22 protein-coding genes are annotated in these 25771 nt (G+C 69.7%); 9 read left to right on the top strand and 13 right to left on the bottom strand.

Annotation, left to right across the window (positions count from 1 at the left end; translation table 11 throughout):
- Positions 1 to 66: 66 nt before the first annotated feature.
- Positions 67 to 1338 (bottom strand): putative Na+/H+ antiporter, encoded by a 1272-nt coding sequence (locus tag PY257_RS01300; protein WP_275737965.1) that lies wholly within the window; start codon positions 1336 to 1338, stop codon positions 67 to 69.
- 201 nt (positions 1339 to 1539) lie between these two features.
- Between PY257_RS01300 and PY257_RS01295 the strand changes: the two genes are divergently transcribed.
- Together PY257_RS01295 and PY257_RS01290 are read left to right on the top strand one after the other, a co-directional pair.
- On the top strand, positions 1540 to 2892 hold the full coding sequence (locus PY257_RS01295) for a chloride channel protein (RefSeq protein ID WP_275737963.1): 1353 nt from the start codon (positions 1540 to 1542) through the stop codon (positions 2890 to 2892).
- Positions 2893 to 2993: 101 nt separating this feature from the next.
- Positions 2994 to 3857: an LOG family protein gene (locus tag PY257_RS01290; protein WP_275737961.1), complete on the top strand. Its 864-nt coding sequence runs from the start codon at positions 2994 to 2996 to the stop codon at positions 3855 to 3857.
- 39 nt (positions 3858 to 3896) lie between these two features.
- Here PY257_RS01290 and PY257_RS01285 read toward each other — a convergent pair whose 3' ends face one another.
- The 7 genes from PY257_RS01285 to PY257_RS01255 all read right to left on the bottom strand — a co-directional run bounded on the left by PY257_RS01285 (position 3897) and on the right by PY257_RS01255 (position 11822).
- Positions 3897 to 4895, bottom strand: a complete 999-nt coding sequence (locus PY257_RS01285) for a FecR family protein (protein ID WP_275737958.1) — start codon at positions 4893 to 4895, stop codon at positions 3897 to 3899.
- Between the two features lie 31 nt (positions 4896 to 4926).
- Positions 4927 to 6219 carry a surface lipoprotein assembly modifier gene (locus tag PY257_RS01280; RefSeq protein ID WP_275737956.1) on the bottom strand — a complete coding sequence of 431 codons (1293 nt, stop codon included), beginning with the start codon at positions 6217 to 6219 and terminating at the stop codon, positions 4927 to 4929.
- Positions 6220 to 6348: 129 nt separating this feature from the next.
- The gene (locus PY257_RS01275; protein ID WP_275737954.1) at positions 6349 to 7686 is read right to left on the bottom strand and encodes a DNA recombination protein RmuC; all 1338 of its coding nucleotides are present in this window, start codon (positions 7684 to 7686) and stop codon (positions 6349 to 6351) included.
- A 21-nt stretch (positions 7687 to 7707) separates the two neighbouring features.
- Entirely contained in the window at positions 7708 to 8694 is a 987-nt protein-coding gene (locus PY257_RS01270) for a 2-hydroxyacid dehydrogenase (RefSeq protein WP_275737952.1), read from the bottom strand.
- A gap of 6 nt (positions 8695 to 8700) precedes the next feature.
- Entirely contained in the window at positions 8701 to 10038 is a 1338-nt protein-coding gene (locus PY257_RS01265) for a sodium:proton antiporter (protein WP_275737950.1), read from the bottom strand.
- The gene (gene pncB, locus PY257_RS01260; RefSeq protein WP_275737974.1) at positions 10035 to 11219 is read right to left on the bottom strand and encodes a nicotinate phosphoribosyltransferase; all 1185 of its coding nucleotides are present in this window, start codon (positions 11217 to 11219) and stop codon (positions 10035 to 10037) included. Before pncB ends, PY257_RS01265 begins: the two co-directional genes overlap by 4 nt.
- A gap of 141 nt (positions 11220 to 11360) precedes the next feature.
- The gene (locus PY257_RS01255; RefSeq protein ID WP_275737948.1) at positions 11361 to 11822 is read right to left on the bottom strand and encodes an acyl-CoA thioesterase; all 462 of its coding nucleotides are present in this window, start codon (positions 11820 to 11822) and stop codon (positions 11361 to 11363) included.
- Between the two features lie 225 nt (positions 11823 to 12047).
- Here PY257_RS01255 and PY257_RS01250 point away from each other — a divergent pair, with 225 nt between their 5' ends.
- Together PY257_RS01250 and PY257_RS01245 are read left to right on the top strand one after the other, a co-directional pair.
- Complete coding sequence (locus PY257_RS01250) at positions 12048 to 12596, top strand: phasin family protein (protein WP_275737946.1); 549 nt, start codon at positions 12048 to 12050, stop codon at positions 12594 to 12596.
- A 530-nt stretch (positions 12597 to 13126) separates the two neighbouring features.
- On the top strand, positions 13127 to 13888 hold the full coding sequence (locus PY257_RS01245; protein ID WP_275737943.1) for a 3-hydroxyacyl-CoA dehydrogenase: 762 nt from the start codon (positions 13127 to 13129) through the stop codon (positions 13886 to 13888).
- Between the two features lie 100 nt (positions 13889 to 13988).
- On the opposite strand, the gene PY257_RS01240 is transcribed toward PY257_RS01245, so the two are convergent.
- Positions 13989 to 16622: a PD-(D/E)XK nuclease family protein gene (locus PY257_RS01240; protein WP_275737941.1), complete on the bottom strand. Its 2634-nt coding sequence runs from the start codon at positions 16620 to 16622 to the stop codon at positions 13989 to 13991.
- 86 nt (positions 16623 to 16708) lie between these two features.
- On the opposite strand from PY257_RS01240, the gene trxA reads away from it, so the two are divergent.
- The 5 genes from trxA to PY257_RS01215 all read left to right on the top strand — a co-directional run bounded on the left by trxA (position 16709) and on the right by PY257_RS01215 (position 22094).
- Positions 16709 to 17044 (top strand): thioredoxin TrxA, encoded by a 336-nt coding sequence (trxA, locus tag PY257_RS01235; RefSeq protein WP_275737939.1) that lies wholly within the window; start codon positions 16709 to 16711, stop codon positions 17042 to 17044.
- 258 nt (positions 17045 to 17302) lie between these two features.
- Entirely contained in the window at positions 17303 to 18565 is a 1263-nt protein-coding gene (gene rho, locus PY257_RS01230; RefSeq protein WP_275737937.1) for a transcription termination factor Rho, read from the top strand.
- 100 nt (positions 18566 to 18665) lie between these two features.
- A complete protein-coding gene (locus PY257_RS01225) occupies positions 18666 to 18926 on the top strand; it encodes a type B 50S ribosomal protein L31 (protein ID WP_275737935.1) in 261 nt (86 codons plus the stop codon).
- Between the two features lie 142 nt (positions 18927 to 19068).
- Positions 19069 to 20778, top strand: coding sequence for a hypothetical protein (locus PY257_RS01220; RefSeq protein WP_275737933.1), 1710 nt, complete (start codon positions 19069 to 19071; stop codon positions 20776 to 20778).
- On the top strand, positions 20775 to 22094 hold the full coding sequence (locus PY257_RS01215) for an MATE family efflux transporter (RefSeq protein WP_275737931.1): 1320 nt from the start codon (positions 20775 to 20777) through the stop codon (positions 22092 to 22094). The genes PY257_RS01220 and PY257_RS01215 overlap by 4 nt, the downstream gene beginning before the upstream one ends.
- A gap of 64 nt (positions 22095 to 22158) precedes the next feature.
- Here PY257_RS01215 and phoR read toward each other — a convergent pair whose 3' ends face one another.
- From phoR to pstB, 4 genes are read right to left on the bottom strand one after another with little or no spacing between them, the layout of a single operon-like run.
- Positions 22159 to 23493, bottom strand: coding sequence for a phosphate regulon sensor histidine kinase PhoR (phoR, locus tag PY257_RS01210; RefSeq protein ID WP_275737928.1), 1335 nt, complete (start codon positions 23491 to 23493; stop codon positions 22159 to 22161).
- 48 nt (positions 23494 to 23541) lie between these two features.
- Positions 23542 to 24246, bottom strand: a complete 705-nt coding sequence (gene phoB, locus PY257_RS01205) for a phosphate regulon transcriptional regulator PhoB (RefSeq protein ID WP_275737926.1) — start codon at positions 24244 to 24246, stop codon at positions 23542 to 23544.
- Between the two features lie 25 nt (positions 24247 to 24271).
- Positions 24272 to 24973 carry a phosphate signaling complex protein PhoU gene (gene phoU, locus PY257_RS01200; RefSeq protein ID WP_275737924.1) on the bottom strand — a complete coding sequence of 234 codons (702 nt, stop codon included), beginning with the start codon at positions 24971 to 24973 and terminating at the stop codon, positions 24272 to 24274.
- Positions 24974 to 24990: 17 nt separating this feature from the next.
- Positions 24991 to 25764: a phosphate ABC transporter ATP-binding protein PstB gene (pstB, locus tag PY257_RS01195; RefSeq protein ID WP_275737922.1), complete on the bottom strand. Its 774-nt coding sequence runs from the start codon at positions 25762 to 25764 to the stop codon at positions 24991 to 24993.
- Positions 25765 to 25771: the final 7 nt, after the last annotated feature.

The following is a 25771-nucleotide window of genomic DNA, read 5'->3' as shown; positions in this document are numbered from 1 at the left end:
CCGTCACAGCCCCGAAAATCCCGATTTATCGCGCCTCCCTCTCTTCATTTATCTCACTCCCGTTCATCATAGGAGCATGAACGCTGCCGCCGCGACAACCGTCGGCCCCAAGGCTCCGAGCAGCAGCCCCCCCGCGCCGATCGTCTGGTCGGCGAAGCCGCGCTTGAGCAGAGCCACCCCCGCAGGATTGGGTGCGTTGGCAATCACGGTCAGTCCGCCGCCAGCCACGGCGCCCGCGACCAGCATGTACTTCGATTCGTCGGAGATGCTGGCGATCAGCGAGCCGAGGTAGGTCAGCGCCGCGTTGTCGGTGATGGCGGTGAGGCCGAGCGCGCCGAGGAACAGCGCGACTGGCGCCAGGCCAGAGACAATGGGTTGCAGCCACCATTGCTGCATGCCGCCCAGCACGACCAGGCCAGCCAGGAAGAAACCGACCAGCAATGCTTCCTTGATGATGAGCGGACTCTGGTGACGCTCGTAGGCTTGGGCAAAGCCGAGAAACATCAGGAACAGGCCGAGGAACACGACGGGGTGGTGGGCGAACATCACCACGCCCGCCAGCAGGCCCAGGTGCACCACGACCACCGACAGCGGAACGCGCGCCCGGGCCGGCACGTCGTCATTGCCGGGCGGCGCTGGACGCAGATGGCGGCGCAGCACGAAGGTGGCGACGGATGCATTCACCAGCACTGCCAGTGCAGCCTTCCAGCCGAAAGCGGCGAACATGAAGGCGCTGTCCCACCGCCACGTGGTCGCGACCATCAGCACTGGCGGCGCGGCATACGAGGTGAGCGTGCCCCCGATCGAAACGTTGACGAACAGGACCCCCAGCGCCAGATACTTCATGCCTTCGGGCACCTGCGCACGGAATATCTGCGGGGCGAGCATCAGGGCGGCGATGGTCATCGCGGCGGGCTCGGTGATGAGCGAGCCGAGCAGCGGCACCGCGGCCAGGCCGAGCCAGGCGGTGGCGAGCGGCGTGCGCACGGGCGCCACGCGGGCGATCGCATGGACCGTCGACATCACGGCGCGCAGAACCGGTCGCGACGCCGCGATCACCATGACCACGAAGACGAACAACGGCTCGGTGTAGTTGCGGGACTCGGCATAGTCCAGGGCAGAGCCACCGCCTGTGACAAGGGCCATCACAAGCACGAGGACGATGGCCCAGAAGCCGAAGACGACCTCGACCTCGCCGAGCAGATGGAAGGCGCCGGCGTGACGCGGATAGCGATGGGCTAGCCGCTCGAACAGCCTGGCGGCGAAGGTGTGGGCCAGCGCTACCGCGAAAAGGGCCGAGGCGATGACTTCAAGAAGGTGCTGGGGCGTGTTGGGCATGGTCGCGGCTGATTCGCGTGGCGGCCCGACCATCGCTGAACCTGCCCGACCCGCACCCTGCGAAGCGAACACCCTTGGACACCAAGTCTAACCTTGCCTTGCCTTGTCCCGCGACATGCCTGCCTTCGCATGCGCAGCGGCCTGGCAGCGCAAGCCGCAGCAGGCCGAAGAAAGCAAGCGCAACTGCCAAAATGACTGCCAATGAACCACGAACCAGACTTCATCGGAAACCTACGTTCCGAGCTTTCCAACTGGCGGCCCTGGCTCGACCGGACGATCGTGCTGGGCTACGCGGTGACGGCCGGCCTTTTCGTGGTCGGCTTCACGATCGCGACCGAATGGGCGTTCAGTCTGTTCGAGCGGCTGCACCACGCGGCGCCCTGGGCTCTGCTTCTGTGGACGCCAGCCATGACCGCCGGCATCGTCTGGGCCACGCGCCGCTGGTTCCCAGGCGCAGGCGGCTCCGGCATTCCGCAGACCAAGGCCGCGCTCGACCCCGCGGTGCCAGCCGAACGGCGCGGCCTGTTCGCGTCGCTCAGGCTCACCGTCGCCAAGATCGGGCTCGGCGTGGCCGGCTTCGCGGCCGGGCTGTCGATCGGCCGCGAGGGGCCTTCCGTGCAGGTGGCGGCCGGGGTCATGCAGCATGCACGGCGCTGGCTGTCGCCAGACAGCACGATCGACACGCGCGCGCTGCTCATCGCGGGCGGCGCGGCGGGCATCGCGGCGGCGTTCAACGCCCCACTGGCGGGCGTGGTGTTTGCGATCGAAGAGCTGTCGGGGCGGCTGGAGGCGCGTGCCAGCGGCGTGATCATCACCGCCATCGTGCTGGCTGGCCTGGTGGCCGTCTCGGCCTTCGGCAACCTGAGTTATTTCGGCATCATCCGCGTGCCGCCGCCCGGCTGGAATCTGCTGGGCCCCGGCCTGCTGGTGGCCCTCGCGTGCGGCATGGCCGGCGGGCTTTTCGCGCGCCTCATGGTCGCGTCGCTGACCGGCTCGCCGCAGCGCCTGAACCGGTGCCGCGCCCGCTGGCCGGTGCGATTCGCGGCCATCGGTGGATTGCTGGTCGCCTTGATCGGCCTGGCATCGGGCGGTGCCACCTTCGGCGCCGGCTCCGAAGCCGTCAAGCAGATGCTGGCCGGCCATGACGAACTCACGCCGCTCTATACGCTGCTCAAGTTCATCGCGACCTGGCTCACCGCCTGGTGCGGCGTGCCGGGCGGCATCTTCGCTCCGTCGCTGTCGATCGGCGCGGGCATCGGCGACGGCATCGCGCAGCTCACCGAACCGGCGCTCGGGTCCGCCCTGATCGCCATGGGCATGGCGGGCTTCCTGGCCGCCGTGACCCAGGCGCCACTGACGGCCTTCATCATCGTGATGGAGATGATCGACGGGCACTCGATGGTGCTCAGCCTGATGGCCAGCGCAATGCTCGCGAGCCTAGTGTCGCGCATGATCAGCCGTCCGCTGTACGAAACGCTGGCAGACCACATGGTGATCGCGGCAGCCCATTTGCCCAAGCCATCCCACGAGGCGCCCAGGACGCGACGGGCTTAGCAACGCATGCATGGCGTGCAACTTGTGTCCATAGTTGCGTGCCACCGGCGGCGCATGCGCCGCCGACGGGCTGGCCCGGTTTTTGCCCCGACAATCGCACCATGGAATCGAACACCGAACTCAATGAAAGCCGCCTGGCCGATGCCTGGGCCGAGTTGCAGGCCCACGCCAACAACGGCAACCCGCTGACCGCCGACGCCTACCGCCTCGCCTTCGCCGACCCCGAATTCCTGCTGCGCCGCGAAACGCGCGGCATCCGCTTCCAGCTCGAACTGCTCAAGCCGGACCTGGGACAGGCCGCCCAGGGCATCGAGAACACCGTGGTGGTCTACGGCAGCGCGCGCATGCGCCCGCCGGAGGAGACGCGCGCCGTGCTGGCCGAGGCCGAGGCCAGCGGCGACGCCGCACGCATCGCCCACGCGCGTCTGGCCAACCGCAATTCACGCTACTACGAGCTGGCGCGCCAGTTCGCCTACCTGGTGGCCGCCGACAGCCAGAAGCGCCCAGCGCAGGAGCGCATCACCATCTGCACCGGCGGCGGCCCCGGCATCATGGAGGCCGCCAACCGAGGCGCCCACGAAGCCGGCGCGCCCAACGTGGGGCTGAGCATCGCGCTGCCGCACGAGCAGAGCGGCAATCGCTTCATCTCGCCTTCGCTGAGCTTCAAGTTCCACTATTTCGCGCTGCGCAAGATGCATTTCATGATGCGCGCCAAGGCGCTGGTGGCGTTCCCGGGCGGCTTCGGCACGCTCGACGAGCTGTTCGAGGTGCTGACGCTGGTGCAGACCGGCAAGGCGCGTCCGGTGCCCATCGTGCTGTTCGGCGTGGACTACTGGAAGCGGCTCATCGACTTCGACGTGCTGGTCGAGGAGGGCATGGTCTCCGCCGCCGATCTGAAACTCTTCAGCTATACCGACAACCCGCATGAAGCCTGGAGCCGCATCCAGGCGTTCTACGCGCTGTAGCCGCGCGCTGCGGGCAGCGGGGCCCCGGCCCAGTCATGGCTACGGGGAAGGGGGCCAGCCCGTCGGCGGTGGCGACGGGGAAGGGGAAGGGGAAGGGGAAGGGGGCCAGCCCGTCGGCGGTGGCGACGGATACGGGGGTGATGGCGACGGGTACCACGGCGGCGGCGTGTAAGTGGGTGGCGGCATGTACGGCGGCGCGGGCGGCGGCTTGGGCGCGGGCGGGGGCGGGGAAACCACGGGCGGTGGCGGGGAAACCACGGGCGGTGGCGGGGAAACCACGGGCGGTGGCGGGGAAACCACGGGCGGCGGCGGAGCCGGCACCGGCTCGATCGGCGGCGGCGGGGCCGGCGGCGGCTGTTCGGGCACGATCTGCACGCTGACACTGTGCCCTTGCGTATCGATCTGGTTGCCCGCCGCGGCGGGGCTCTGCATCAGCGGCGGCAGCGGCAGGCCGGCGCGCGTGTTGGTGCGCCGGGGCAGCTCGTCCTCGGCGGCCACGATGGCCGACTCGCCCACCTTCAGGCTGATGCAGCCCGCGCGCGTGCAGACCTCGATCTCGTCCTGCTCGCCCGCCACCAGCACCTGCCCGTCGGCACTCAGCACCACTCGGAAGGCCGAGCCGCGGATGCCGATGGTGGCCGTGGGCGTGGTCACGCGGTAGTTGCGCGCGTCGCGCTTGCCGATCAGCCCGGTGATCGCCCGCATGCCCCCGCGCACCAGGTTGACGAGGAAGCTGTCCTGCGCCGGGTCGCCGCGGTCGGCATAGCGCGCGACGACGAACTGCGTGTCGGGATAGAGCGCCACCAGTCCGCCGTCGGAAAAGCGGATCTGCGCGCGCCCCGCCGCGCCCGTGGATACCACGTCGCCGCTCTCGACGTCGCCGCCCTTGGCGGCAGGCATGGTGCTGTCGCCGCGGCGCAGTTGCACGTCGCCGGCGCTGAACTGCACCAGCCCCGCCGCCGCGTGCCCGTAGATCGGGTAGGCTGCCACCATGGCCATCGCAAGGGCCAGGCGTGGATAGGGAAATTCGCTCTTCATACGGTCTCCTGCCTCTGCCGCGGCCCGGGCATCAGAATTCGCGCCGCGCGGTGACGGACACCACCGAGCGGTCATAGTCGTTGATGGGCAGGTTGGAGGCGCTGCGCGTCAGCATCACCTGCGGCGTGATCCGCCACGCGGGCGCCGGCACCCACGACAGGCCGATGCCGAGGTTGGTCTGCCGGTCGCGCCGCGTCAGTGCGAAGAACGGGTCGTCGGCGCCGAAGCGGCGGCGCTCGTGGTCGAGGTTGACGAACACCGCCCACCGGTTGTTGATGGCGTACTGCCCGCCCAGGCGGATGCCGAACAGATGGTGCCCCAGGTATTCCACGTCGTCGGCGCGCGGGGCTTCCCGGCCGCCGTAGATGCCGCCGTAGGCGATGCTGCCGTCGCGGAACACCTGCGCATACGAGGTGCCGACCACCGTGCGGCGCACGTCGCGCAGCGGCTGCGTGGGATAGCGCAGACGCAGCCACTGCACGAAGCTGCTCCACTGCCGGAAGCCGTCGAGCCGGTAGGTCCACTCCCCCACCAGTCCGGTGATGCCGCGCAGCTTCGTGTGGTCCAGCGCGTAGTACGACGACTGCCCGGTGAGCGTGAACTCCTGGCGCTCCGTGCCGCGGAACGAGACGCCCGCGGCCAGGTCGGCCTCGCTGCTGTCGAACATGTCGGCATGCGATTCGTACCCGCGCACCGTGCCGCTCGCGCGCCCGACGAGAGACCAGCGCGGGTCGATCACGTAGCGCCCGCCCACCCAGGCGAAGGCCGAGGCGAAGGCCGACGATGTCTTGAGCGCCGAGGGCGCCAGCGTCCAGGCCGGCGTGCCCGGCACGGGCGAGACGAGCTGCGCGTTCGAAGGGCCGGCGTTGACGTTGGAGTCGTGCCCCACCGTTGCCTCGATATAGCCCTTGACCGATGACCAGCCCGAGCGCTCCGAACGGTCGTAGGTGTAGAGGAACTGGTCGATGCTCAGCGCCGCATCCACCGGCACGCCCTGCGCGCGTACCTGGTCGGAGATGCGCAGCGCGCCCTGCTTGTCGCCCACGGCGAACAATGCGCGGGCCAGGCCCAACTGCGCCTCCACGTCGTCGGGCTGCACCGCCACGACGCGCTCCCAGGCCAGTATGGACCGCACGTACTGGCCTGCCGCGTAGGCGGCGGCGCCCATGGCGGCGTCGAATGCCGGGTCGCCGGCCTGGCGGGGCTCTTCGGCGTCCAGCAACCGGAAGGCCTCGGCGGCCTGGCCCTGACCCAGCAGTATCGCCGCGCGCTGCGGCAGTCCGTCCTGCGCATGCGCCAGCGCGCAGCCGGCACAACCCAGCATCAATGCGGCGGCAAGGCGCGCATGCGGCCACCGACAGGAAATCGCCATGTCCAGCCCCCCAGAGTTTGCGCAATCTAACGCATTTCCCCTGCGGCTGTCACCTGCTATCACAAAAGGATGACGGCGAACTCAGGGCGCGCTGGCGTCCTCGGCTCCCGGCAGCAGCCCCAGGGCCTGCTGCTCGGGCAGCGCCTCGACCTGCCGCAGCGCGCGGTTCATCACGTTGGTGCGGGTCTGCGCCTGCTCCAGCGTGTTGAGCACGGTCTGCGTCTGCGCGCGCACGCGGCCCAGCACGTCGCCGAACTTGCCGAACTCGGTCTTCACCGCGCCCAGTACCTGCCACACCTCGCTGGAGCGCTTTTCGAGCGCCAGCGTGCGAAAGCCCATCTGCAGCGAGTTGAGCATGGCCATCAGCGTGGTCGGCCCGGCCAGGACGATGCGGTACTCGCGCTGCAGCGCCTCCACCAGCCCGGGGCGCCGCAGCACCTCGGCATACAGCCCCTCGGTCGGCAAAAACAGGATGGCGAAGTCGGTGGTGTGCGGCGGCTCGATGTACTTGTCGCCGATGGAGCGCGCCTCCAGGCGGATGCGCGCCTCCAGCGCCCTGGCCGCCGCATCGGCGTCGGCGGCGTCGGCGCGGTGCTGGGCGTCGAGCAAGCGCTCGTAGTCCTCGTTGGGGAACTTGGCGTCGATGGGCAGCCACAGCGGCGTGCCATCGTCCGAGCGCCCCGGCATGCGGATGGCGAAGTCCACCGCGTTGCGCGAGGCCGGGCGCGTCACCACCTGGGCGGCGTACTGGTCGGGCGCGAACACCTGTTCCAGCAGCGCACCGAGCTGGGCTTCGCCGAACATGCCGCGCGTCTTCACGTTGGTCAGCAGGTGCTTGAGGTCGCCCACGCCCTGGGCCAGCGTCTGCATCTCGCCCAGGCCCTTGTGCACCTGCTCCAGCCGGTCGGCCACCTGCTTGAAGCTCTCGCCCAGGCGCGCCTCCAGCGTGGCGTGCAGCTTTTCATCGACCGTGCGGCGCATCTCCTCGAGCTTGGCCGCGTTGCCGGCCTGCAACTGCGCGAGCTGCGTCTCCAGCGTGGCGCGGACCTCGGCCATGCGGCGCGCGTTGGCCTCGCTGAGCGACTGCAACTGCAGCGTCAGGGTATCGGAGAGCGTGCGCTGCAGCAGCGTGAGCTGCTGGGCGAAGGCGTCGAGCTGCGTGTTCTGCGTGCGCGTGGCCTCGCCGCTCTGCTGCACCACGGCCTGCTGGAAGGTGGCGAAGGCCTGCGCCAGCTCCTGCCTGCCGGCGCGGGCGGAATCGGCGATCTCGCGCCGCAGTTCGCGCTCCACGCGCTCGCCCGAGGCCGCGACCTGCGCCAGCCACTCGGCCCGGCCATCGGGCGGCGGGCGGCGCAGCAGCAAGGCCACCAGCAGCAACAGATTCAGCGCCAACAGCGCCACCAAGCCCCAGAACTCCACGCGCCACTCCTTTTTTGCTACTTATTTCGTAGCTACAACCACTTGATTCACGGGCGTCAGAGCCCGATTCTGTTCAAAAAACGCGATCAGGTTGTCCGCCGCCAGTTGGGCCATGGCGCGGCGCGTGGCGACCGTGGCGCTGGCAATGTGGGGCGTGAGGACCACGTTCTCGCAGGCCAGCAGCGCAGGGTTGACCTGCGGCTCGCCCTCGAACACGTCCAGCCCGGCGGCGGCGATGCGGCGCTCGCGCAGCGCGACGGCCAGCGCAGCGTCGTCCACGATGCCGCCGCGCGCGATGTTGACGAGCGTGGCGCCGGGCTTCATCCGCGCGATCTCGGCAGCACCGATGGCGTGGCGCGACCCGGGCGTGTAGGGTAGCACCAGCATCAGGTGGTCCGCCGTGCGCAGCAGCTCGTCCTTGTCCACGTAGCGGGCCTTGCATTCGGCCTCCAGCGCGGGCGCCAGACGCGAGCGGTTGTGGTAGACCACGTCCATGCCGAAGCCGTGCGCGCCGCGCCGGGCGATGCCCTGGCCGATGCGGCCCATGCCCAGGATGCCCAGCGTGCTGCCATGCACCTCGGCGCCCGCGAACATGTCGTAGCGCCAGCGCTTCCACCGGCCCGCGCGCAGGTAATGCTCGCTCTCGGTGATGCGCCGGGCGGCCGCCATGAGCAGCGCGAAGCCGAAGTCCGCCGTGGTCTCGGTCAGCACGTCGGGCGTGTTGGTGGCCTGCACGCCGCGGGCGGTCATGGCCGGCAGGTCGAAGTTGTTGTAGCCCACGGCCATGTTGGCGCAGATGCGCAGGTCCGGGCAGGCAGCCAGCAGTGCGGCGTCGATGCGCACGCTGCCGGTGGTCAGGACGCCGGCCTTGCCTTGCAGGCGGGCGGCCAGCTCGGCGGGGCTCCATTCGGCATCGTCCTGGTTGGACTCCACGTCGAAATGCCGCGCCAGGCGTTCGACGACCTCGGGGAAGACGGCGCGGGTGATGAGGATCTTGGGAGGGCTCATGGTGCTTCAACGAAACCAGATGAAGGTCATGGCGATGAACAGCGGGACCAGCACGCAGCCCGACCAGGCCATGTAGCCGAAGAAGCCCGGCATGCGGATGCCGCAGTCCTCGGCGACGGCCTTGACCATCATGTTGGGCGCGTTGCCGATATAGGTGTTGGCGCCCATGAACACAGCGCCCGCCGAGATGGCCGTCAGCGTGGGGGCGAGCGTGGTCATGAGCGTGTGCGGGTCGCCGCCAGCGGTGTTGAAGAAGACGAGGTAGGTCGGCGCGTTGTCGAGCAACGAGCTCAACGCGCCCGCGGCCCAGAAGTACATGGCCGGGTCGGGCTGGCCGTCGGGCCGCGTGACGGCGGACACGATGGCGCCGAACGGCCCGTCCACCCCCGCGCGCAGCATGGCGATCACGGGGATGATGGTCAGGAAGATGCCGGCGAACAGCTTGGCCACCTCCTGCATCGGCCCCCAGGAAAACTGGTTGTCCGCATGCACGCCAGCCGGGGTGATGCGCAGCGACGCCAGGGTGACGGCGAGCAGGCCCGCATCGCGCACCAGGCCCGGCAGGCCGACCTCCGCGCCCGCGATGTGGAACACCACGGGCGACCGCCAGAACCCGCTGAGCAGCACCAGCGCCACGATGGCGCCCAGCAGCCAGAAGTTGGCCGCGCCGTCGAAGCCCAGTCGCGGCGCATCGGGCGTGGGGTCCTGCGGCAGCACGCCTTCGCGGCGGTAGTGCCAGGCGTCGATGGCGAAGAACAGCGCCAGCAGCACGCCCACGAGGAACAGCGTTCCGGGAAAGATGTGGCGCAGGGTCCAGAAGAAATCCACGCCTTTCAGAAAGCCCAGGAACAGCGGCGGGTCGCCCAGCGGCGTGAGCGAGCCGCCCGCGTTGGCGACGATGAAGATGAAAAACACCATGACGTGCGCGCAATGGGCACGGTTGTCGTTGGCGCGGATCAGCGGGCGCAGCATGAGCATGGACGCGCCCGTGGTGCCCATCAGGCTCGCCAGCGCAGCGCCGATGGCCAGCATGGCGGTATTGCGCGCCGGGCTGCCGTGCAGGTTGCCGCGGATGAAGATGCCCCCTGCCACGGTGTAGAGCGCCGTCAGCAGCAGGATGAACGGCATGTACTCGCCCACCAGCGCGTGCGCGAAGCCCGCCGCCGCCGCGCCCGGGCCGTGGATGGCGGCGAACGGCAGCAGGAACAGCAGCGCCCAGCCCGCGGCCACCTTGCCGAAGTGGTGGTGCCAGAACACGGGGGCCAGGAGCGGCAGCAGCGCGATCGACAGCAGCATGCCCGCGAACGGAATGCCCCAGGGCAGCGGCAGCGTGGCAGCGCTCATGGGATGGACGGAATGTCGAACACCTGGCGCAGGTAGGCCACGTACTTCTCGTCGTCGCACATGTTCTTGGCCGGCGTGTCCGACAGCTTGGCCACGGGCTGGCCGTTGCAGCGCACCATCTTGATGACGATCTGCAGCGGCTCATAGCCCAGATCGTTGGTCAGGTTGGTGCCGATGCCGAACGCGAGCTGGCAGCGGCCACGGAAGCGCTGGAACAGCTCGATGGTGCGCGGCACGGTCAGCGCGTCGCTGAAGATCAAGGTCTTGGTCAGTGGATCGACGCGGTTGGCGCGGTAGTGCGCGATGACGCGCTCGCCCCAGGTGAACGGGTCGCCGCTGTCATGGCGCGCGCCGTCGAAGAGCTTGCAGAAATACAGGTCGAAGTCGCGCAGGAAGGCGCTGATGCCGTACACGTCCGACAGCGCGATGCCCAGGTCGCCGCGGTACTCCCTGGCCCACGATTCGAAGCCGAACACCTGGCTGTCGCGCAGCCGGGGCCCGAGCGCCTGGCAGGCCTGCAGGTATTCGTGCGCCATGGTGCCCAGCGGCGTGAGGCCGAGCTTCATGGCGAACAGCACGTTGCTGGTGCCCGCCAACTGGCCAGCGGCGCCGGCGCCCAGCCCCGCCGCCAGCGTGCGCAGCACCTCTTCCTGCCAGTCGCGGCTGAAGCGCCTGCGGGTGCCGTAGTCGGCGATCTTGAGGGTGTGCAGGCCGGGGCCGCGCAGCTCGGCGATCTTGGCCTCCAGCCGGCGCCGGCCCTCGGCGTAGTCGGGCGACTTCCGGGTGTTGCGGAAGTACACCTCGTTGACGATGGTGAGCACCGGAATCTCGAACAGGATGGTGTGCAGCCAAGGCCCCGCGATCGCGATCTCCAGCTCGCCGCCGGGCAGCGGCCGGATGGAGATGTTCTTCTCGTCGAGGTGGAACAGGCCGAGGAAATCCACGAAATCGCTCTTCACGAAGCGCATCGCGCGCAGGTAGGCCAGTTCCGCTTCGTGGAAATGCAGGCGGCACAGGTGGCGCACCTCCTCGCGGATCTCGTTGGCGTGCACCGCGAGGTCCACGCCCGGCGTGCGGCAGCGAAAGCGGTACTCGGCATGCGCCCCCGGAAACTGGTGCAGCACCACCTGCATCATGGTGAACTTGTAGAGGTCGGTGTCGAGAAGGCTGTTGATGATCATGGTCGAAAGGGCGCGCCCGGCCTGCCGTGTCTCCATCATGCTGCGTCCGCCAGTGCGGTGGCTCGGGGCTGGCAGCCATTGTGTCATCAGGCCGCGCGGACGGCCCGCGCCCGCCGGCAAAGTCCCCGCGATGAACCGGTGTCAGGCCGCCAGCCCGGCCAGCGCGTCCCGCAGGCGCTGCGGCAGGGCCACGGGGCGGCGGGTGTCGCGGTCCACGTAGACATGCACGAAATGCCCGTGCGCGGCGCTCGCGGCCTCGCCCTCGGCGAACAGGCCGATCTCGTAGCGCACGCTCGACGCGCCGACGCGCCCCACGCGGATGCCCGCCTCTACCGTCTGCGGGAACGCCAGCGGCGCGAAGTAGTGGCACTGTGTCTCGACCACCAGGCCGATGGTGCCGCCCCGGTGGAGGTCCAGCGCGCCCTGCCCGATCAGCCAGGCGTTCACCGCCGTGTCGAACCAACTGTAGTAGACGACGTTGTTGACGTGGCCGTAGACATCGTTGTCCATCCAGCGCGTCGGTATGGCGCGGAAAACGCGGAAGCCGCTGCGCGGCACGGGCCGCGGGCGCGCGGCGGCGGAGGGTGTCTCGTCATCGCTCATGGTGGCGGCCATTCTGCCAGCCGATGCGCGCGGCGCCCGCAACCAGGGCGTGCCGGTCTAGGAATCCGCCTCTAATATGCTGCAACGCAACAAAAACGGCTTGCAATGGCGTGGCGCGACTCTATACTTTCCGCATGCTGCACCGCAACAAAAGCGCGCAGCACAGATGGATGGGCCAACCGCCTTCTTTCCGCCGCTTTCATTTCAACTTGCAGGAGCAATTTCATGTCCATGACCCCCGAACAACTGCTGGCATCGCAAAAAGCCAATGCCGACACCCTCTTCGACCTGACCAACAAGGCATTCGAAGGGATCGAGAAGCTCGTGGAGCTCAATCTCACCGCATCCCGCGCGGCCCTGGCCGATGCGGCGTCGCAAACCCAGGCCCTGTTCGGCGTGAAGGACGTGCAGGAACTGCTCGCGCTGCAGGCCAGCCTGCTGCAGCCCCTGGCCGAAAAGAGCGCCGCCTACAGCCGCCACCTGTATGAGATCGCTTCGGGCACTGGCACCGAATTCGGCAAGGCCATCGAATCCAAGGCCGCCGACACGCAGAAGGCGCTCGTCAGTCTGGTGGACAATGTCGCCAAGAACGCACCCGCGGGCTCCGAAACGGCGGTCGCCGTGTTCAAGAGCGCCGTGTCGGCGGCCAACAACGCCTTCGATTCCGTGCATAAGGCGGTGAAGCAGGCCACCGACGTGGCCGAGGCCAACTTCAACGCCGTGGCCGCCACGGCTGCCACCGCCGCCAAGACCGCCGCGCCCAAGAAGCGCTGAGCGCATACCCGAGTCTCCTCGGACCCGCCAGGCGCCCAGCGCGCCCCGGCGGGGCCCCTTGAAGCCCGGCCCACAGTGCCGGGCCTTTTTTTGTCTGCCAGCAGGGGCCCGCCCCCTCAAGAACCCGTTCACGGCCACGGCGGCACCTGCGCAGCGCTGCCGCAGGCCGCCAGCAGAAAAGCACAAACCGCCAGCAGCAGACGCGATGATCCTGGAAACGGCAGTTGACCGCTTCGCATCCCTTTCCAGGCCGCAGGAAATCGAGCGTTGCCGGCTTCGATGGGGTTCGCCTCGTGGGCGAGAGCGCCATGCACCTGCCCGCACCGCGCTCGGCGCGCCATGCGGCGTTGCTTCTCCTTGCGGGCGGCAAGCCCGCCGCGTCGTCGCCCTTGCAGGGCGCAGGTGCTGTTGGAGCCGCAGCGCTCAGCCTTGCCCGGCACCCCGACACGGCACCGGCAGGCGCATCCAACTGCCGGTTCCAGGATAATTGACGTTCACGTCAACGCAACTACCCCCAAGGAGACCATCTCATGGACATCGCAGGCAAGGTTTTCATCGTCACGGGCGGCGCATCGGGCCTGGGCGAAGGCACGGCGCGCATGCTGGCGGCCAACGGCGGCAAGGTCGTCATCGCCGACATGCAGGAAGACAAGGGCCGGGCCGTGGCCGCGGACATCGGCGGCGTGTTCGTGCGCTGCGACGTGAGCCAGGAGGCCGACGGCCAGGCCGCCGTGGCCGCCGCCACCGCCCAGGGCAAGCTCATGGGCCTGGTGAACTGCGCGGGCATCGCGCCAGCCGAGAAGACCGTGGGCAAGAACGGCGCCCACGCGCTGGCGCTGTTTGCCAAGACGGTCACGGTCAACCTGATCGGCACGTTCAACATGATCCGCCTGGCCGCCGAGGCCATGGCGCGCAACGAGCCCGAGGCCGCCACGGGCGAGCGCGGGGTGCTGGTCTCCACCGCATCGGTGGCCGCCTACGACGGGCAGATCGGCCAGGCGGCCTACAGCGCGTCCAAGGGCGGCGTGGTTGGCATGACGCTGCCCATCGCGCGCGACCTGGCGAAGATCGGCATCCGCAACATGACCATCGCGCCCGGCATCTTCGGCACCCCCATGCTGTTCGGCATGCCGCAGGAGGTGCAGGACGCGCTGGCCGCCAGCGTGCCCTTTCCGTCGCGGCTCGGCACCCCGCAGGACTACGCCAAGCTGGTGCGGCAGATCATCGAGAACGACATGCTCAACGGCGAGGTGATCCGGCTCGACGGCGCGATCCGGCTGGCGCCGCGCTGACGAAGCCGGCGGGGGAGGCACCCGGAAACATATACTCCCCCACATGCCATCCGCCAGCGCAGAATAATAAAGCGAGACAGGCACATACTCCCTAGGAGTATCAAGAATAACCTGCGCTCTCCAGCCAGAAATCCTTGCGGCAGAGCCCGCGCGCCGCGCAGTATTCGCACACTGCGCCCTCGCCCAGCGCCCGCAGCGGCGCGCCGCCGGCGATGCGCGCCATGTCGCCCAGCATGCCCTCCACCAGCGCGTCGCGCGCCGCCAGCACGCCGGGCTGGGCGAAGGCCGCCGTGCCGCCGCGCTCGCCCACGTTGAGGTACTGCGCCTGCAGCGTGTCGTCGGGCAGCAGCGCGGCGTAGAAGGCAAGCTGCGTGTCCTCCAGCGGGTCGCGCACGCGCTCGCGGGTGCGCTCGGGGCTTTCGGTCTTGTAGTCGATCAGCACGGCCTCGCCACCCGGCAGGCGGTCGACGCGGTCGATCTGGCCCACGAGCGTGAGCGGCCCCAGCGGCTGCTCGCGCCAGGCCTCGGCCACGTCGAAGCGCGGGGCCGATGGGTCGGCGGCGCGCCGCGCGAGCCAGTCCAGGTAGCCGTCGCGCACGCGCGGCCACGCGGCGGCGAAGGGCAAAAACTCCTCGGGCGAGAGGCCGGCCTGCGCGGTGGCGCGCTCGGCGGCGCCGTCGAGCGCGGCGGCATCGGGCGCCAGGCCCCCGCCCTCCCCCGCGCCGCGGCACCCCTCGTGGAAGATGCGCAGCACGGCGTGCAGCCAGAGGCCGAAGTCGCGCTTGTCCACGGCGGCGTCCAGCTCTTCGGCCTCGGCCAGCCCCAGCATGCGCAGCGCGAAGAAGCGGTAGGGGCAGCGGCGCAGGTCTTCGTACGCGCTGGCCGACAGCCGCGCGGGCACCAGGGCGCTGCCGTCGGGCCCGGGCGGCAGCGTGGGCGCGGCGGGCACGGCGCGCAGGCCGCGCGGATCGTCGGGCGGCGGCAGGGCCGCGGCGTCGGCGCGCAACTGCAGCTCCTGCACCAGCGGGCTGGGCAGCAGCGCCTCGCCGCCGTCGTCGGCGCCGCGCCAGAGCACGTCGCAGTGCGGCGTCTGCAGCGCATGGCACCAGGCGGCGCGGGCCTCGGCCTGCAGCGCGGCGCGGTCGGGCAGGCCCAGCGCCGCGCGCTGCGCTGCGGTCCAGGCGCCGGGCGGCTCGGGCGCGGCGGGCAGGCGCCGCTCGTCGCAGCCGGGCAGCACGGCGGCGGCGAAGGGCCTGCCGATCATCTGGCCCAGCGGCAGGATGGCCACCTGTTCCTGCGCCGGGTATTCCGGCACGAAGCTGGCGGCTTCCAGCGTGCCGTTGACCCAGGCGGTGAACTCGGCCAGATCGATGCGGCGCGCGGCCCAGGGCGAGCCTTCGAGCTGAAGCGCGAAGGCGGCCTGCGCCTCCTCGTCGAGCGGCAGGGCCTGCAGCAGCGACTGGCCGGCCACGTCGCCGCGCAGCAGCGGCCACTGGCCGGTGGCCTGCAGCACCGCGCGCAGTTGCGCCAGCCACGCGGCCAGCGGGCGCGCGCCCTGCAAGGTCGCGCGCTGCGCATCGGCCTGCGCGGCCAGCGCGGCGGCGCCGTCGCGCACGGGCTGCGAGCGCCAGCCGGCCCAGTCGCGCACGCCGTAGCGGCGCAGCGTGCGCTCCAGCGCGTCGAGCGCGGGGCCGTCGCGCCAGGCGGGGGCGTTCTTCAGCCAGTCGAGCACCGCGTCGCCGCTGGCATGGCGCGCGGCCGCGCGCAGGGCCAGCATCACGTGGGCGGCGGCACGCGTGGTCGATACCTTCCAGCCGCTCTCGTCGCGCAGCGCGACGCCGCTCGCGTCGAGCATGGCGCGGATGCGCCGCGTGAGGGCGCGGTCGGTGGCCGCCAGCGCCACCGGCGCGCGGCCCGCGGCCACGTGGCGCAGCACGCAGGCGGCGGCGCGCTGGGCTTCGTCCTCGGCGTCCTGCGCGGCGTGCAGGGCGGGCAGCCGCCACGCGGCGGCATCGGCGCCCAGGGCCGCGTCGGCCAGCGGCAGCGCGATGGCGCATTCGCCCCAGAGCGCCTGCAGCGCCTGCGCGAGCGGCTCGGCATGCACGCCGCGCAGCACCGCGAGGAAGGCCGCGCCGCCGGCCTGCACATCGCGCGCGCAGGCGTCGAACAGCACGTCGGTGGCATAGCCCGAAGCCAGCGCCCATTCGAGCGCGATGCGCGCCAGGGCCGCCTCGTAGGCCAGCGCCTGCGCATCCAGCCCCAGCGCCACGGCAGCGCGGGCCTGCACGGCCCAGGCGGCGCGTTCATGGGGCGCGATGGCGGCCACGCGGCGGCCCAGTTGCTGCGCGGCCTCGGCCAGCGGCGCGGCCAGCACGTGGCGCATGGACTGCAGGCCGGCCTGCTCCAGCAGGGACTGGGCGGTGAGCAGGTCGCGCGCGGCGTCGAACGCCAGGTCGCTGCCCGCGGGCGTGAATGCGCCGAGGCGGCGGGCCCAGTTGAGCGTGGTCTCGAAGCGCGGCGCGAAGCCGTCGGGCCGCGCCAGCGCCCACCAGTGCCGCGCCGCGGGCATGAGCTGGGTATAGGGCAGCAGCACGACGGCATGCGCAGCGTGGATGCCCCGGGCCGCCAGCGCCTGCGCGATGCGCGGCACGATGCCGTCCCGCGTGCCGCACCAACGCCGCTGCGCCGGGTGCGCGGGCCCGTCGGCGCCATGGGTTTTCGCTATGGGGTCCATAGCAGCCGAGGCCGGTGGGAAGGCTTGGTTTCTGTCACAATGCCGCCAACTGTAGCTGCATCTCCATCCATACCGAGGAAATTGCCATGTCCAGCGAACTGATCAAACACATCTCCGATTCCAGCTTCGAGGCCGACGTGCTGCAGGCCGACCGGCCGGTGCTCGTGGACTACTGGGCCGAATGGTGCGGCCCCTGCCGCATGATCGCCCCCATCCTCGACGAGGTGGCGGCGGGCTACGAAGGCAAGCTGCAGATCGCCAAGCTCAACGTGGACGAGAACCGCGACGTGCCGGCCAAGTTCGGCATTCGCGGCATCCCCACGCTGATGCTGTTCAAGAACGGCCAATTGGCCGCCACCAAGGTGGGTGCCATGAACAAGGCGCAGCTCACCGCCTTCATCGACCAGCAGATCGCCGCCTGAGCCGCCTGAGCCGCATGCGCCGGCACCGCCTGCGCCCGGGGCCCCATGCAAAGCCCGGGCGCACGGCGACGGCGGCAAGGTTGCGCAAAGCCTTGCCTTCCCCCCCCCCCTTTTCCTGTCATAATCCCCGCACATCGGCGCGCACGGCACAGGCGCACCGGTCTCGAATCCAAGCGGCGCCTGTCATTGAACAGCGTGTTCCGCACCCGCCTCCCCCGCCATTCCCATCTTTTCAGCACTCCGCGAAGGAGTAACTCCATGCACTTAAACGAACTCAAGGCACTGCACGTGTCTGAAGTCCTGAAACAGGCCGAAGAGCTTGAAATCGAGAACACGGGCCGCATGCGCAAGCAGGAGCTGATGTTCGCCATCATCAAGAAGCGCGCCAAGGCCGGGGAGCAGGTGTTCGCCGACGGCGTGCTCGAAATCCTGCCCGACGGCTTCGGCTTCCTGCGCAGCCCCGACACCAGCTTCACCGCCAGCACCGACGACATCTACATCAGCCCCAGCCAGGTGCGGCGCTTCAACCTGCACACGGGCGACATGATCGAGGGCGAGGTGCGCACGCCCAAGGACGGCGAGCGCTATTTCGCGCTGACCAAGCTCGACAAGGTCAACGACGGCCCGCCCGAGCAGAACAAGCACAAGGTGATGTTCGAGAACCTCACGCCGCTGTTCCCCAAGGAGCAGATGCGGCTGGAGCGCGACGTCAAGACCGAGGAGAACATCACCGGGCGCATCATCGACATCATCGCCCCCATCGGGCGCGGCCAGCGCGCGCTGATCGTGGCGCCGCCCAAGAGCGGCAAGACGGTGATGATGCAGAACATCGCCCACGCCATCACCGCCAACCACCCCGACGTGCACCTGATGGTGCTGCTGGTGGACGAGCGGCCCGAGGAAGTGACCGAGATGCAGCGCTCGATCAAGGGCGAGGTGATCGCCTCCACCTTCGACGAGCCCGCCGCGCGCCACGTGCACGTGGCCGAGATGGTGATCGAGCGCGCCAAGCGCCTGGTCGAGCTCAAAAAAGACGTGGTGATCATGCTCGACTCCATCACCCGCCTGGCGCGCGCCTACAACAACGTGGTGCCGTCGTCGGGCAAGGTGCTGTCGGGCGGCGTCGATTCCAACGCGCTGCAGCGCCCCAAGCGCTTCTTCGGCGCCGCGCGCAAGGTGGAGGAAGGCGGCTCGCTCACCATCATCGCCACCGCGCTGGTCGATACCGGCAGCCGCATGGACGAAGTGATCTTTGAAGAATTCAAGGGCACGGGCAACTGCGAAATCCACCTGAACCGCCGCCTGTACGAAAAGCGCGTGTTCCCCGCCATCGAGCTCAACAAGAGCGGCACGCGCCGCGAAGAGCTGCTGCTGGCGCCCGAGATTCTGCAGAAAACCCGCATCCTGCGCCAGTTCATGTACAACATGGACGAGATCGAGTCCATGGAGCTGATGATCAAGAACATGAAGGCCACCAAGACCAACGTGGACTTCTTCGACATGATGCGCCGCGGCGGTTGAAGCCGGCCCCGTTCATGCGATAATCAAAGGCTTTCCCGCGAAAAGTGCCGTGCAATGGGTGCATCGGTGGCTCTCGCAGCAGACATTGAAGGAAACCGCCATGAAAGAAGGCATTCACCCCAACTACCGCGAAGTGCTTTTCGTGGACCTCTCCAACGGCTTCAAGTTCGTGACCCGCTCCTGCGTACCCACCAAGGAAACGGCCAAGGCCGACGACGGCCGCGAGCTGCCGCTGTTCAAGCTGGACACCTCCAGCGAATCGCACCCCTTCTATACCGGCACACAGAAATCCGTGGACAACATGGGCGGGCGCGTCGAGAAATTCCGCAACCGCTTCGGCAAGACCGCGGCAGCGAAGTAGCCTTCTCCCTGCTGCCTCCACGGCAGGACGAGACAAGGGCAGCCCGGGTCACCGCGCTGCCCTTTTGCTTCTTCGCCGCGCCGCGCGCCTTGCCCTTCCTTGCCTGCGGCCCCGCCGGCCCGCCCACCGACCGATAGACCGCGTGAACCAGCCCACCCCCGCCATCGTTTCCCAGGACGCCGTGCGCCGCCTGCCGCGCTGGGCCCTGCTGCTGTTCTGCGTGGTCTACATCGTGCCCGGCTTCGTGGGCCGCAGCCCCTGGCGCAACGACGACGTGACGGCCTTCGGCTACATGGCCGAGCTGGCAGCCGGGCGGTCCGGCTGGCTGCATCCCACCCTCGCCGGCCTGCCCCCCGACACCACGGGCCCGCTGCCGTACTGGCTCGGCGCCTGGGCACTGCGGATCGCGCCGCCGTGGATTCCCCCCGATCTTGCGGCCCGCCTGCCATTCATGGCGCTGCTGGCCCTGACGCTCGCGGCCACCTGGTACAGCGTCTATTACCTGGCGCGCCGGCCCGAAGCGCAGCCCGTGGCCTTCGCCTTCGGCGGCGAAGCCCTGCCTGCCGACTACGCGCGCGCCGTGGCCGACGGTGGCCTGCTGGCGCTGATCGCCTGCCTGGGGCTCGCGCAGCTAAGCCACGAGGGAACGGCCTACCTGGCGCAGCTCAGTTGCACCACGCTGATGTTCTTCGCGTTCGCCGCCACGCCTTACCGCACCTGGATGCCGGCCATCGCGCTGCTGGCGGGCCAGGCCGGCCTGGCGCTGAGCGGCGCGCCCACGCTGGCCGCGCTGTTCGGCATGGGCGGGGCGCTGCTGCACGCGCTGGAGCCGCAGCAGGAGCCGCGGGCGCGGCGGCGCGGCCTGCGCTGGGCGGCGGCCATCGCCGCCTGCACGGCGGCGGTGGCCGCGCTGGGCGCGGCGCTGGGCCTGTGGGGCTGGCGCATCGCCATGCCGGACGCCAATGGCGGCATGCAATGGCAGAGCCTGGGGCGCCTGTTGCTGTGGTTCACCTGGCCCGCCTGGCCGCTGGGGCTGCTCACGCTCTGGCGCTGGCGCCGCCAGGTCTTCAGCCGCGAATTGCCGCGCCATCTGGTGCTGCCGCTCGGCTTCGCGGCGGTGACGCTGGCGGCCACGCTGCTCACCCTGCCGCGCGACCGCGCGCTGATGCAGGGGCTGCCGGCGCTGGCCGCGCTGGCGGCATTCGCCCTGCCCACGCTGAGCCGCAACCTGGCCGCGCTGATCGACTGGTTCACGCTGCTGTTCTTCACCGTTTGCGCGATTGCGATCTGGGTGATCTGGATCTCGATGGAGACGGGGTTTCCAGCCAAGCCTGCCGCCAACGTGGCCCGGCTGGCGCCGGACTTCACGCCCACGTTCTCGTGGCCCGGTTTTCTCGCCGCGCTGGCCGCCACGCTGGTCTGGTGCGCGCTGGTGTGGTGGCGCACCGGGCGGCACCGCGCCGCCCTCTGGAAGAGCCTGGTGCTGCCCGCGGGTGGCACCGCGCTGTGCTGGCTGCTGCTGATGACCATCTGGCTGCCGCTGCTCGACTTCGCGCGCAGCTACGCGCCGCAGGTGCGCAACGTGGTGGCCGTGACCGGCCAGCCGGCCTGCGTCCATACCTGGGGCTTCGACCTCGGCCAGACGGCGGCCTTCCGCTACCACGGCGGGCTGACGCTGGTGCCGGTGCAGGCCGGGCAGGCGCCGTCGTGCCCCTGGCTGCTGGTGGATGGAGCCGCGCTGCCCACGCTGGCGCAGGCGGGGGACACGCAGCAGTGGGTGCAGCGCGCGAGCGTGCAGCGCCCCACCGACCGCGATGACCGCGTGTTCGTGTTCCAGCGCCGCGGCCCGTGACGGAGCTGCGCACCATCGCCCGCCACGCGGGCACCGTGCTGGCGGGCCAGCTCGCGGTGATGGCATTCGGCGTGACCGACACCATCGTCGCGGGCCGCTATGCGGGCGAGGCGCTGGCCGCGCTCTCGGTGGGCTCGGCCATCTTCATCAGCGTCTACGTGGCGCTCATGGGCGTGGTGCAGGCGCTGCTGCCGGTGTGGGCCGAGATGCACGGCAGCGGGCAACAGGCGGCGCTGGGCCGCTCGGTGCGGCAGGCGCTGTACCTGTGCGGCGCGCTCATCGCGCTGGGCTGCGCGGCGCTGCTGCATCCAGGCCCGCTGCTGCGCTGGAGCGGCGTGCCCGCAGCGCTACAGGGCGACGTGGCGCGCTACCTGTCCATCCTGGCGCTGGCGTTCGCACCCGCGCTGCTGTTCCGGCTCTACGCCACGCTGAACCAGGCGCTGGGCAAGCCCCAGCTCGTCACCTGGCTGCAGTTGGGCTCGGTGGCGGTGAAGGTGCCGCTCTCCATCTGGTTCACGTTCGGCGGACTGGGGCTGGCACCACAGGGCGTCGCCGGCTGCGCCTGGGCCACGGTGGCGGACAACCTCGCCGTGGCGCTGGTGGCCCTGTGGCTGCTGCGGCGCCAGCCGTTCTATGCGCCCTACCGCCTGTGGCGACGGCCGGAGCGGCCCAGCCGTGCGGCGATGGGGCAGTTCCTGCGCCTGGGCGTGCCGGGCGGGCTGTCAGTGATGGTGGAGGTGACTGCGTTCACGTTGATGGCGCTCTTCATCGCACGCCAGGGCACGATGGCATCCGCCGCGCACCAGATCGCGTCCAACGCGGCCGCCGTGCTCTACATGGTGCCGCTGTCCATCGCCATCGCCACCAGCGCGCGCGCGAGCTTCTGGCTCGGCAGCGGCGAGCCGGTGCGCGCACGGCATGCGGTTGCACTGGGTTTCAGGCTCTCCGCGCTGATGGCGCTTGCGTTTGCAGCTCTGCTTTTCATAGCACGCAGGGCGATCGCCGACGTGTACACCAGCCAGCCGGCGGTGGCGGCGGCGGCAGCCGGTCTGCTGTCCTGGGTGGCGCTCTACCACCTGGCCGATGCGGTGCAGACGCTGTGCGTGTTCGTGCTGCGCTGCTGGCGCGTCACGGCCCTGCCGCTGGCCGTGTACTGCGTGCTGCTCTGGGGCATAGGACTCCGGGGCGGCTTCGTGCTGGCCTACGGCGGCCCGGCATGGCAGAGCCCGTCGGCGTTCTGGGCCGCCGCGGCGGCGGCGCTGGCGCTGACCGCCATGGTGTTCACGGCCATGGTGGCACACACGGTGCGAAGGTGATCTTTTCGCTATCAATAGCATAGCTTATAGCGCTTGATCGGCGGGCGCTGGAGGCCTGAAACACTCACAAGCCACGCAGTCGCGCGGCGGGGAACACGACCGCGAAGGTCGAGCCTGCGCCCGGCGTGCTTTCGATGCGCAGCGCCGCGCCGTGGCGCTGCACCACGTGCTTGACGATGGCCAGGCCCAGGCCCGTGCCGCCGGTTTCGCGCGAGCGGCTGCGGTCCACGCGGTAGAAGCGCTCGGTCAGACGCGGGATGTGCTCGGGCGCGATGCCGGGGCCGGTGTCGTGCACGGAGAATTCGGCGCACCCGTCGGGCAGGCGGGCCCAGCGCACGTCGATGGCGCCGCCCGCGGGCGTGTAGCGCACCGCGTTGTTCACGAGGTTGGAAAGCGCGCTTTGCAGTTCCCCCTGCGCGCCGGCGATCTCGCCCGCCGCCTGCAGCGCCTCGGCGCTGGGGAAGGTGATGGACTGATGCCTGGCCGCGTCGCGCCCCAGCAGGGCAGAGAGCGCGCGGGCCTCTTCCTCGCAGCGCTGCAGCAGGTGGCGCACCGGCGTCCATTCGGCAACGCCGGGCAGCGGGCTGCCTTCCAGGCGCGAGAGCGTGAGCAGGTCGCTCACCACGGTCTGCATGCGGCTGGCCTGCTGCGCCATGAGTGCGAGGTAGCGCGTGCGCTCGCCGGTATCGAGCGGCAGCGTCTGCAGCGTCTCGATGAAGCCCATGAGCACGGTGAGCGGGGTGCGGATCTCATGCGACACGTTGGCCACGAAGTCGCGCCGCATGGCCTCGACCTGCTCCAGCGCCGTCACGTCGCGCGACAGCAGCAGCTTGCGGCCCTGGCCGTAGGAGTGGAGCTGCACCGACAGGCGCACCGTGCGGCCCGCGGTACTGGCGGGGCCGGTCAGCACCACGTCGTGCCGGAAATCGCGCGCCGCCTGGTAGGCCGTGAACACCGGGTCGCGCAGCAGGTTGCCGATGGGCTGCAGTACATCGCGCCCGGCGTCGAAGCCGAAGTGCTCAACTGCCGTGTGGTTGCACCATTCGATGCGGTTTTCGCTGTCGAGCAGCACCACGCCACTGGGCGAGGCCTGCAGGGCCGAGAGGAATTCCTCCAGCCGGCCCCGGCTTTCGTCGATCTGCTGGATGCAACGGCGCATCTGGCTGCGCATGCGGTCCGCCGCCTCGCCCCAGGCGCCGCGCAGCGATGGCGCCTGCGCGGGATCCGCGCCCTGGCGCAGCCACAGCAGCACGCGCAGGGCGCACAGGGTGTCCCAGACGAACCATAGCGCAGCCCCCGCGGCGGCGCCTGCGCAGGCCTCCCAGACGCGGCCCAGCGCGGCGCCGAGTACGGCACCGACGCACATGCAAAGCAGGAAGGCGAGGATGCGCGCGGCCAAGGCTCCCATTATCGGCAACCCTCCGCCCTGGCGGGCCTGCGGGCAGGCTCAGGCACGCAGCAGGGCGGACGATGCGGCCAGCCGGTAGCCCGCGCCACGCACCGTCTCGATCATGGCGCCGGCCTGACCGAGGGCTTCGCGCAGGCGCTTGACGTGCACATCCACCGTGCGCTCTTCGATGAACACGTGGTCGCCCCACACCTTGTCGAGCAGTTGCGGGCGGCTGTGCACGCGCTCGGGGTGCTTCATGAAGTAGTGCAGCAGCTTGAATTCCGTGGGGCCGATCTTCAGCGGCTGGCCCTGCCACGACACGCGGTGCGTGGCCGCGTCGAGCAGCAGCTCGCCGATGGCCACGCTGTCGCTCACCTGCTCCGGCGCGCGGCGGCGCAGCACGGCGCGGATGCGCGCGAGCAGCTCCTGGGTGGAGAACGGCTTGGTGATGTAGTCGTCCGCGCCCGCGTCCAGGCCCGCCACCTTGTCGGGTTCGTCGCCGCGCGCGGTCAGCATGAGGATGGGCACGGGCTTGGTGCGCGGGTCGGCGCGCCACTTGCGCGCCAGCGACAGGCCGCTCTGGCCCGGCAGCATCCAGTCGAGCAGGATCACGTCGGGCAGCACGGCGTCGAGCTCGCGCTGGGCCGACTCACCGTTCTCCGCCCAGATGGGCTGGAAGCCGTTGTGGCGCAAGTTGACCGACACCAGCTCAGCGATGGCCGGTTCGTCTTCGACGATCAGGACGGTGGGGATGCGCTTCATTTCCTGCAGGTGGCGGGCATGGGCTTCAACGCACCGCCGATTCGATCTCATCCATGGAGGTGTGGCGCACATCCGCACCCTTGACGATGTAGATGATGAACTCGGCGATGTTCTTGGCGTGGTCGCCGATGCGCTCGATCGCCTTGGCCAGAAACAGCAGGTCCAGGCTCGCGGAGATGGTGCGCGGGTCTTCCATCATGTAGGTGACGAGCTTGCGCACGAAACCGTCGAACTCGCGGTCGATCAGGTCGTCCTCCTTCAGGATGGCCACGGCGGCCGACACGTCGAGGCGGGCGAAGGCGTCGAGCGCGCGGCGCATCAGGCTCGATGCCAGGTCGGCGGCCACGCGCAGGTCCGACGAGGGCAGGCCGCGGATCTCGCCGCGCTCGATGATGGACTTGACCATGCGCGCGATCTTGTTGGCCTCGTCGCCCACCCGCTCCAGGTTGGCGGTGGTCTTGGAGATGGCGATCAGCAAGCGCAGGTCGCGCGCCGTGGGCTGGCGGCGCGCGATGATGGAGGACAGCTCGCGGTCGATGTCGATCTCCATCGCGTTGACCCGCTGCTCGGTCTCGGTGACCTGGTCGGCCACCTCCAAGCTGAACTGCGACAGCGCGTAGATGGCCTGGCGGATCTGCGATTCGACGAGGCCGCCCATCTCCATCACGCGCGAGGAGACGGTGTTGAGTTCGCTGTCGAACTGGGTGGAAAGGTGTTTGTCGGGCATGCTGTCCGTCTCCTGTATCAGCCGAAGCGGCCCGTAATGTAGTCTTCCGTCTCTTTGCGCTGCGGCTTGAAGAACATTTGTTCCGTCTCGCCGAACTCCATCAGGTCGCCCAGGTACATGTAGGCCGTGTAGTCGCTGCAGCGTGCGGCCTGCTGCATGTTGTGGGTCACGATGACCACGGTGTAGTCCGTCTTCAGCTCGGCGATCAGCTCCTCCACCTTGGCGGTGGAGATCGGGTCCAGCGCCGAGCAGGGCTCGTCGAGCAGCAGCACCTCGGGCTTGATGGCGATGCCGCGCGCGATGCACAGGCGCTGCTGCTGTCCTCCCGAGAGGCCGGAGCCGCTCTGCGGCAGCTTGTCCTTGACCTCGTTCCAGAGTGCGGCCTTGCGCAGCGCCCACTCCACGCGCTCGTCCATGTCGGAGGCGGAAAGGCTCTCGAACAGCTTCACGCCAAAGGCGATGTTGTCGTAGATCGACATCGGGAACGGCGTGGGCTTCTGGAACACCATGCCCACCTTGGCGCGGATCAGCGCCACGTCCTGCTTGGACGTAAGCAGGTTCTCGCCGTCGATCTCGATGGATCCCTCGGCGTGCTGCTCGGGGTACAGCTCGAACATGCGGTTGAAGGTGCGCAGCAGCGTCGACTTGCCGCAGCCCGAAGGACCGATGAAGGCCGTCACCTTGTGCTCGGGAATGTCGAGGTTGATGTTTTTGAGGGCATGGAACTTGCCGTAGTAGAAGTTCAGGTCCTTGACGGCAATTTTGGCGCGCTGCGGCGTGGCAACTGGCATGGAGAAT

Origin of the sequence: Curvibacter soli (assembly GCF_029211125.1) — a bacterium.
Classification (GTDB): Bacteria; Pseudomonadota; Gammaproteobacteria; order Burkholderiales; family Burkholderiaceae_C; genus Curvibacter_A; species Curvibacter_A soli.
This window is presented reverse-complemented; position numbering and strand designations above follow the sequence as displayed.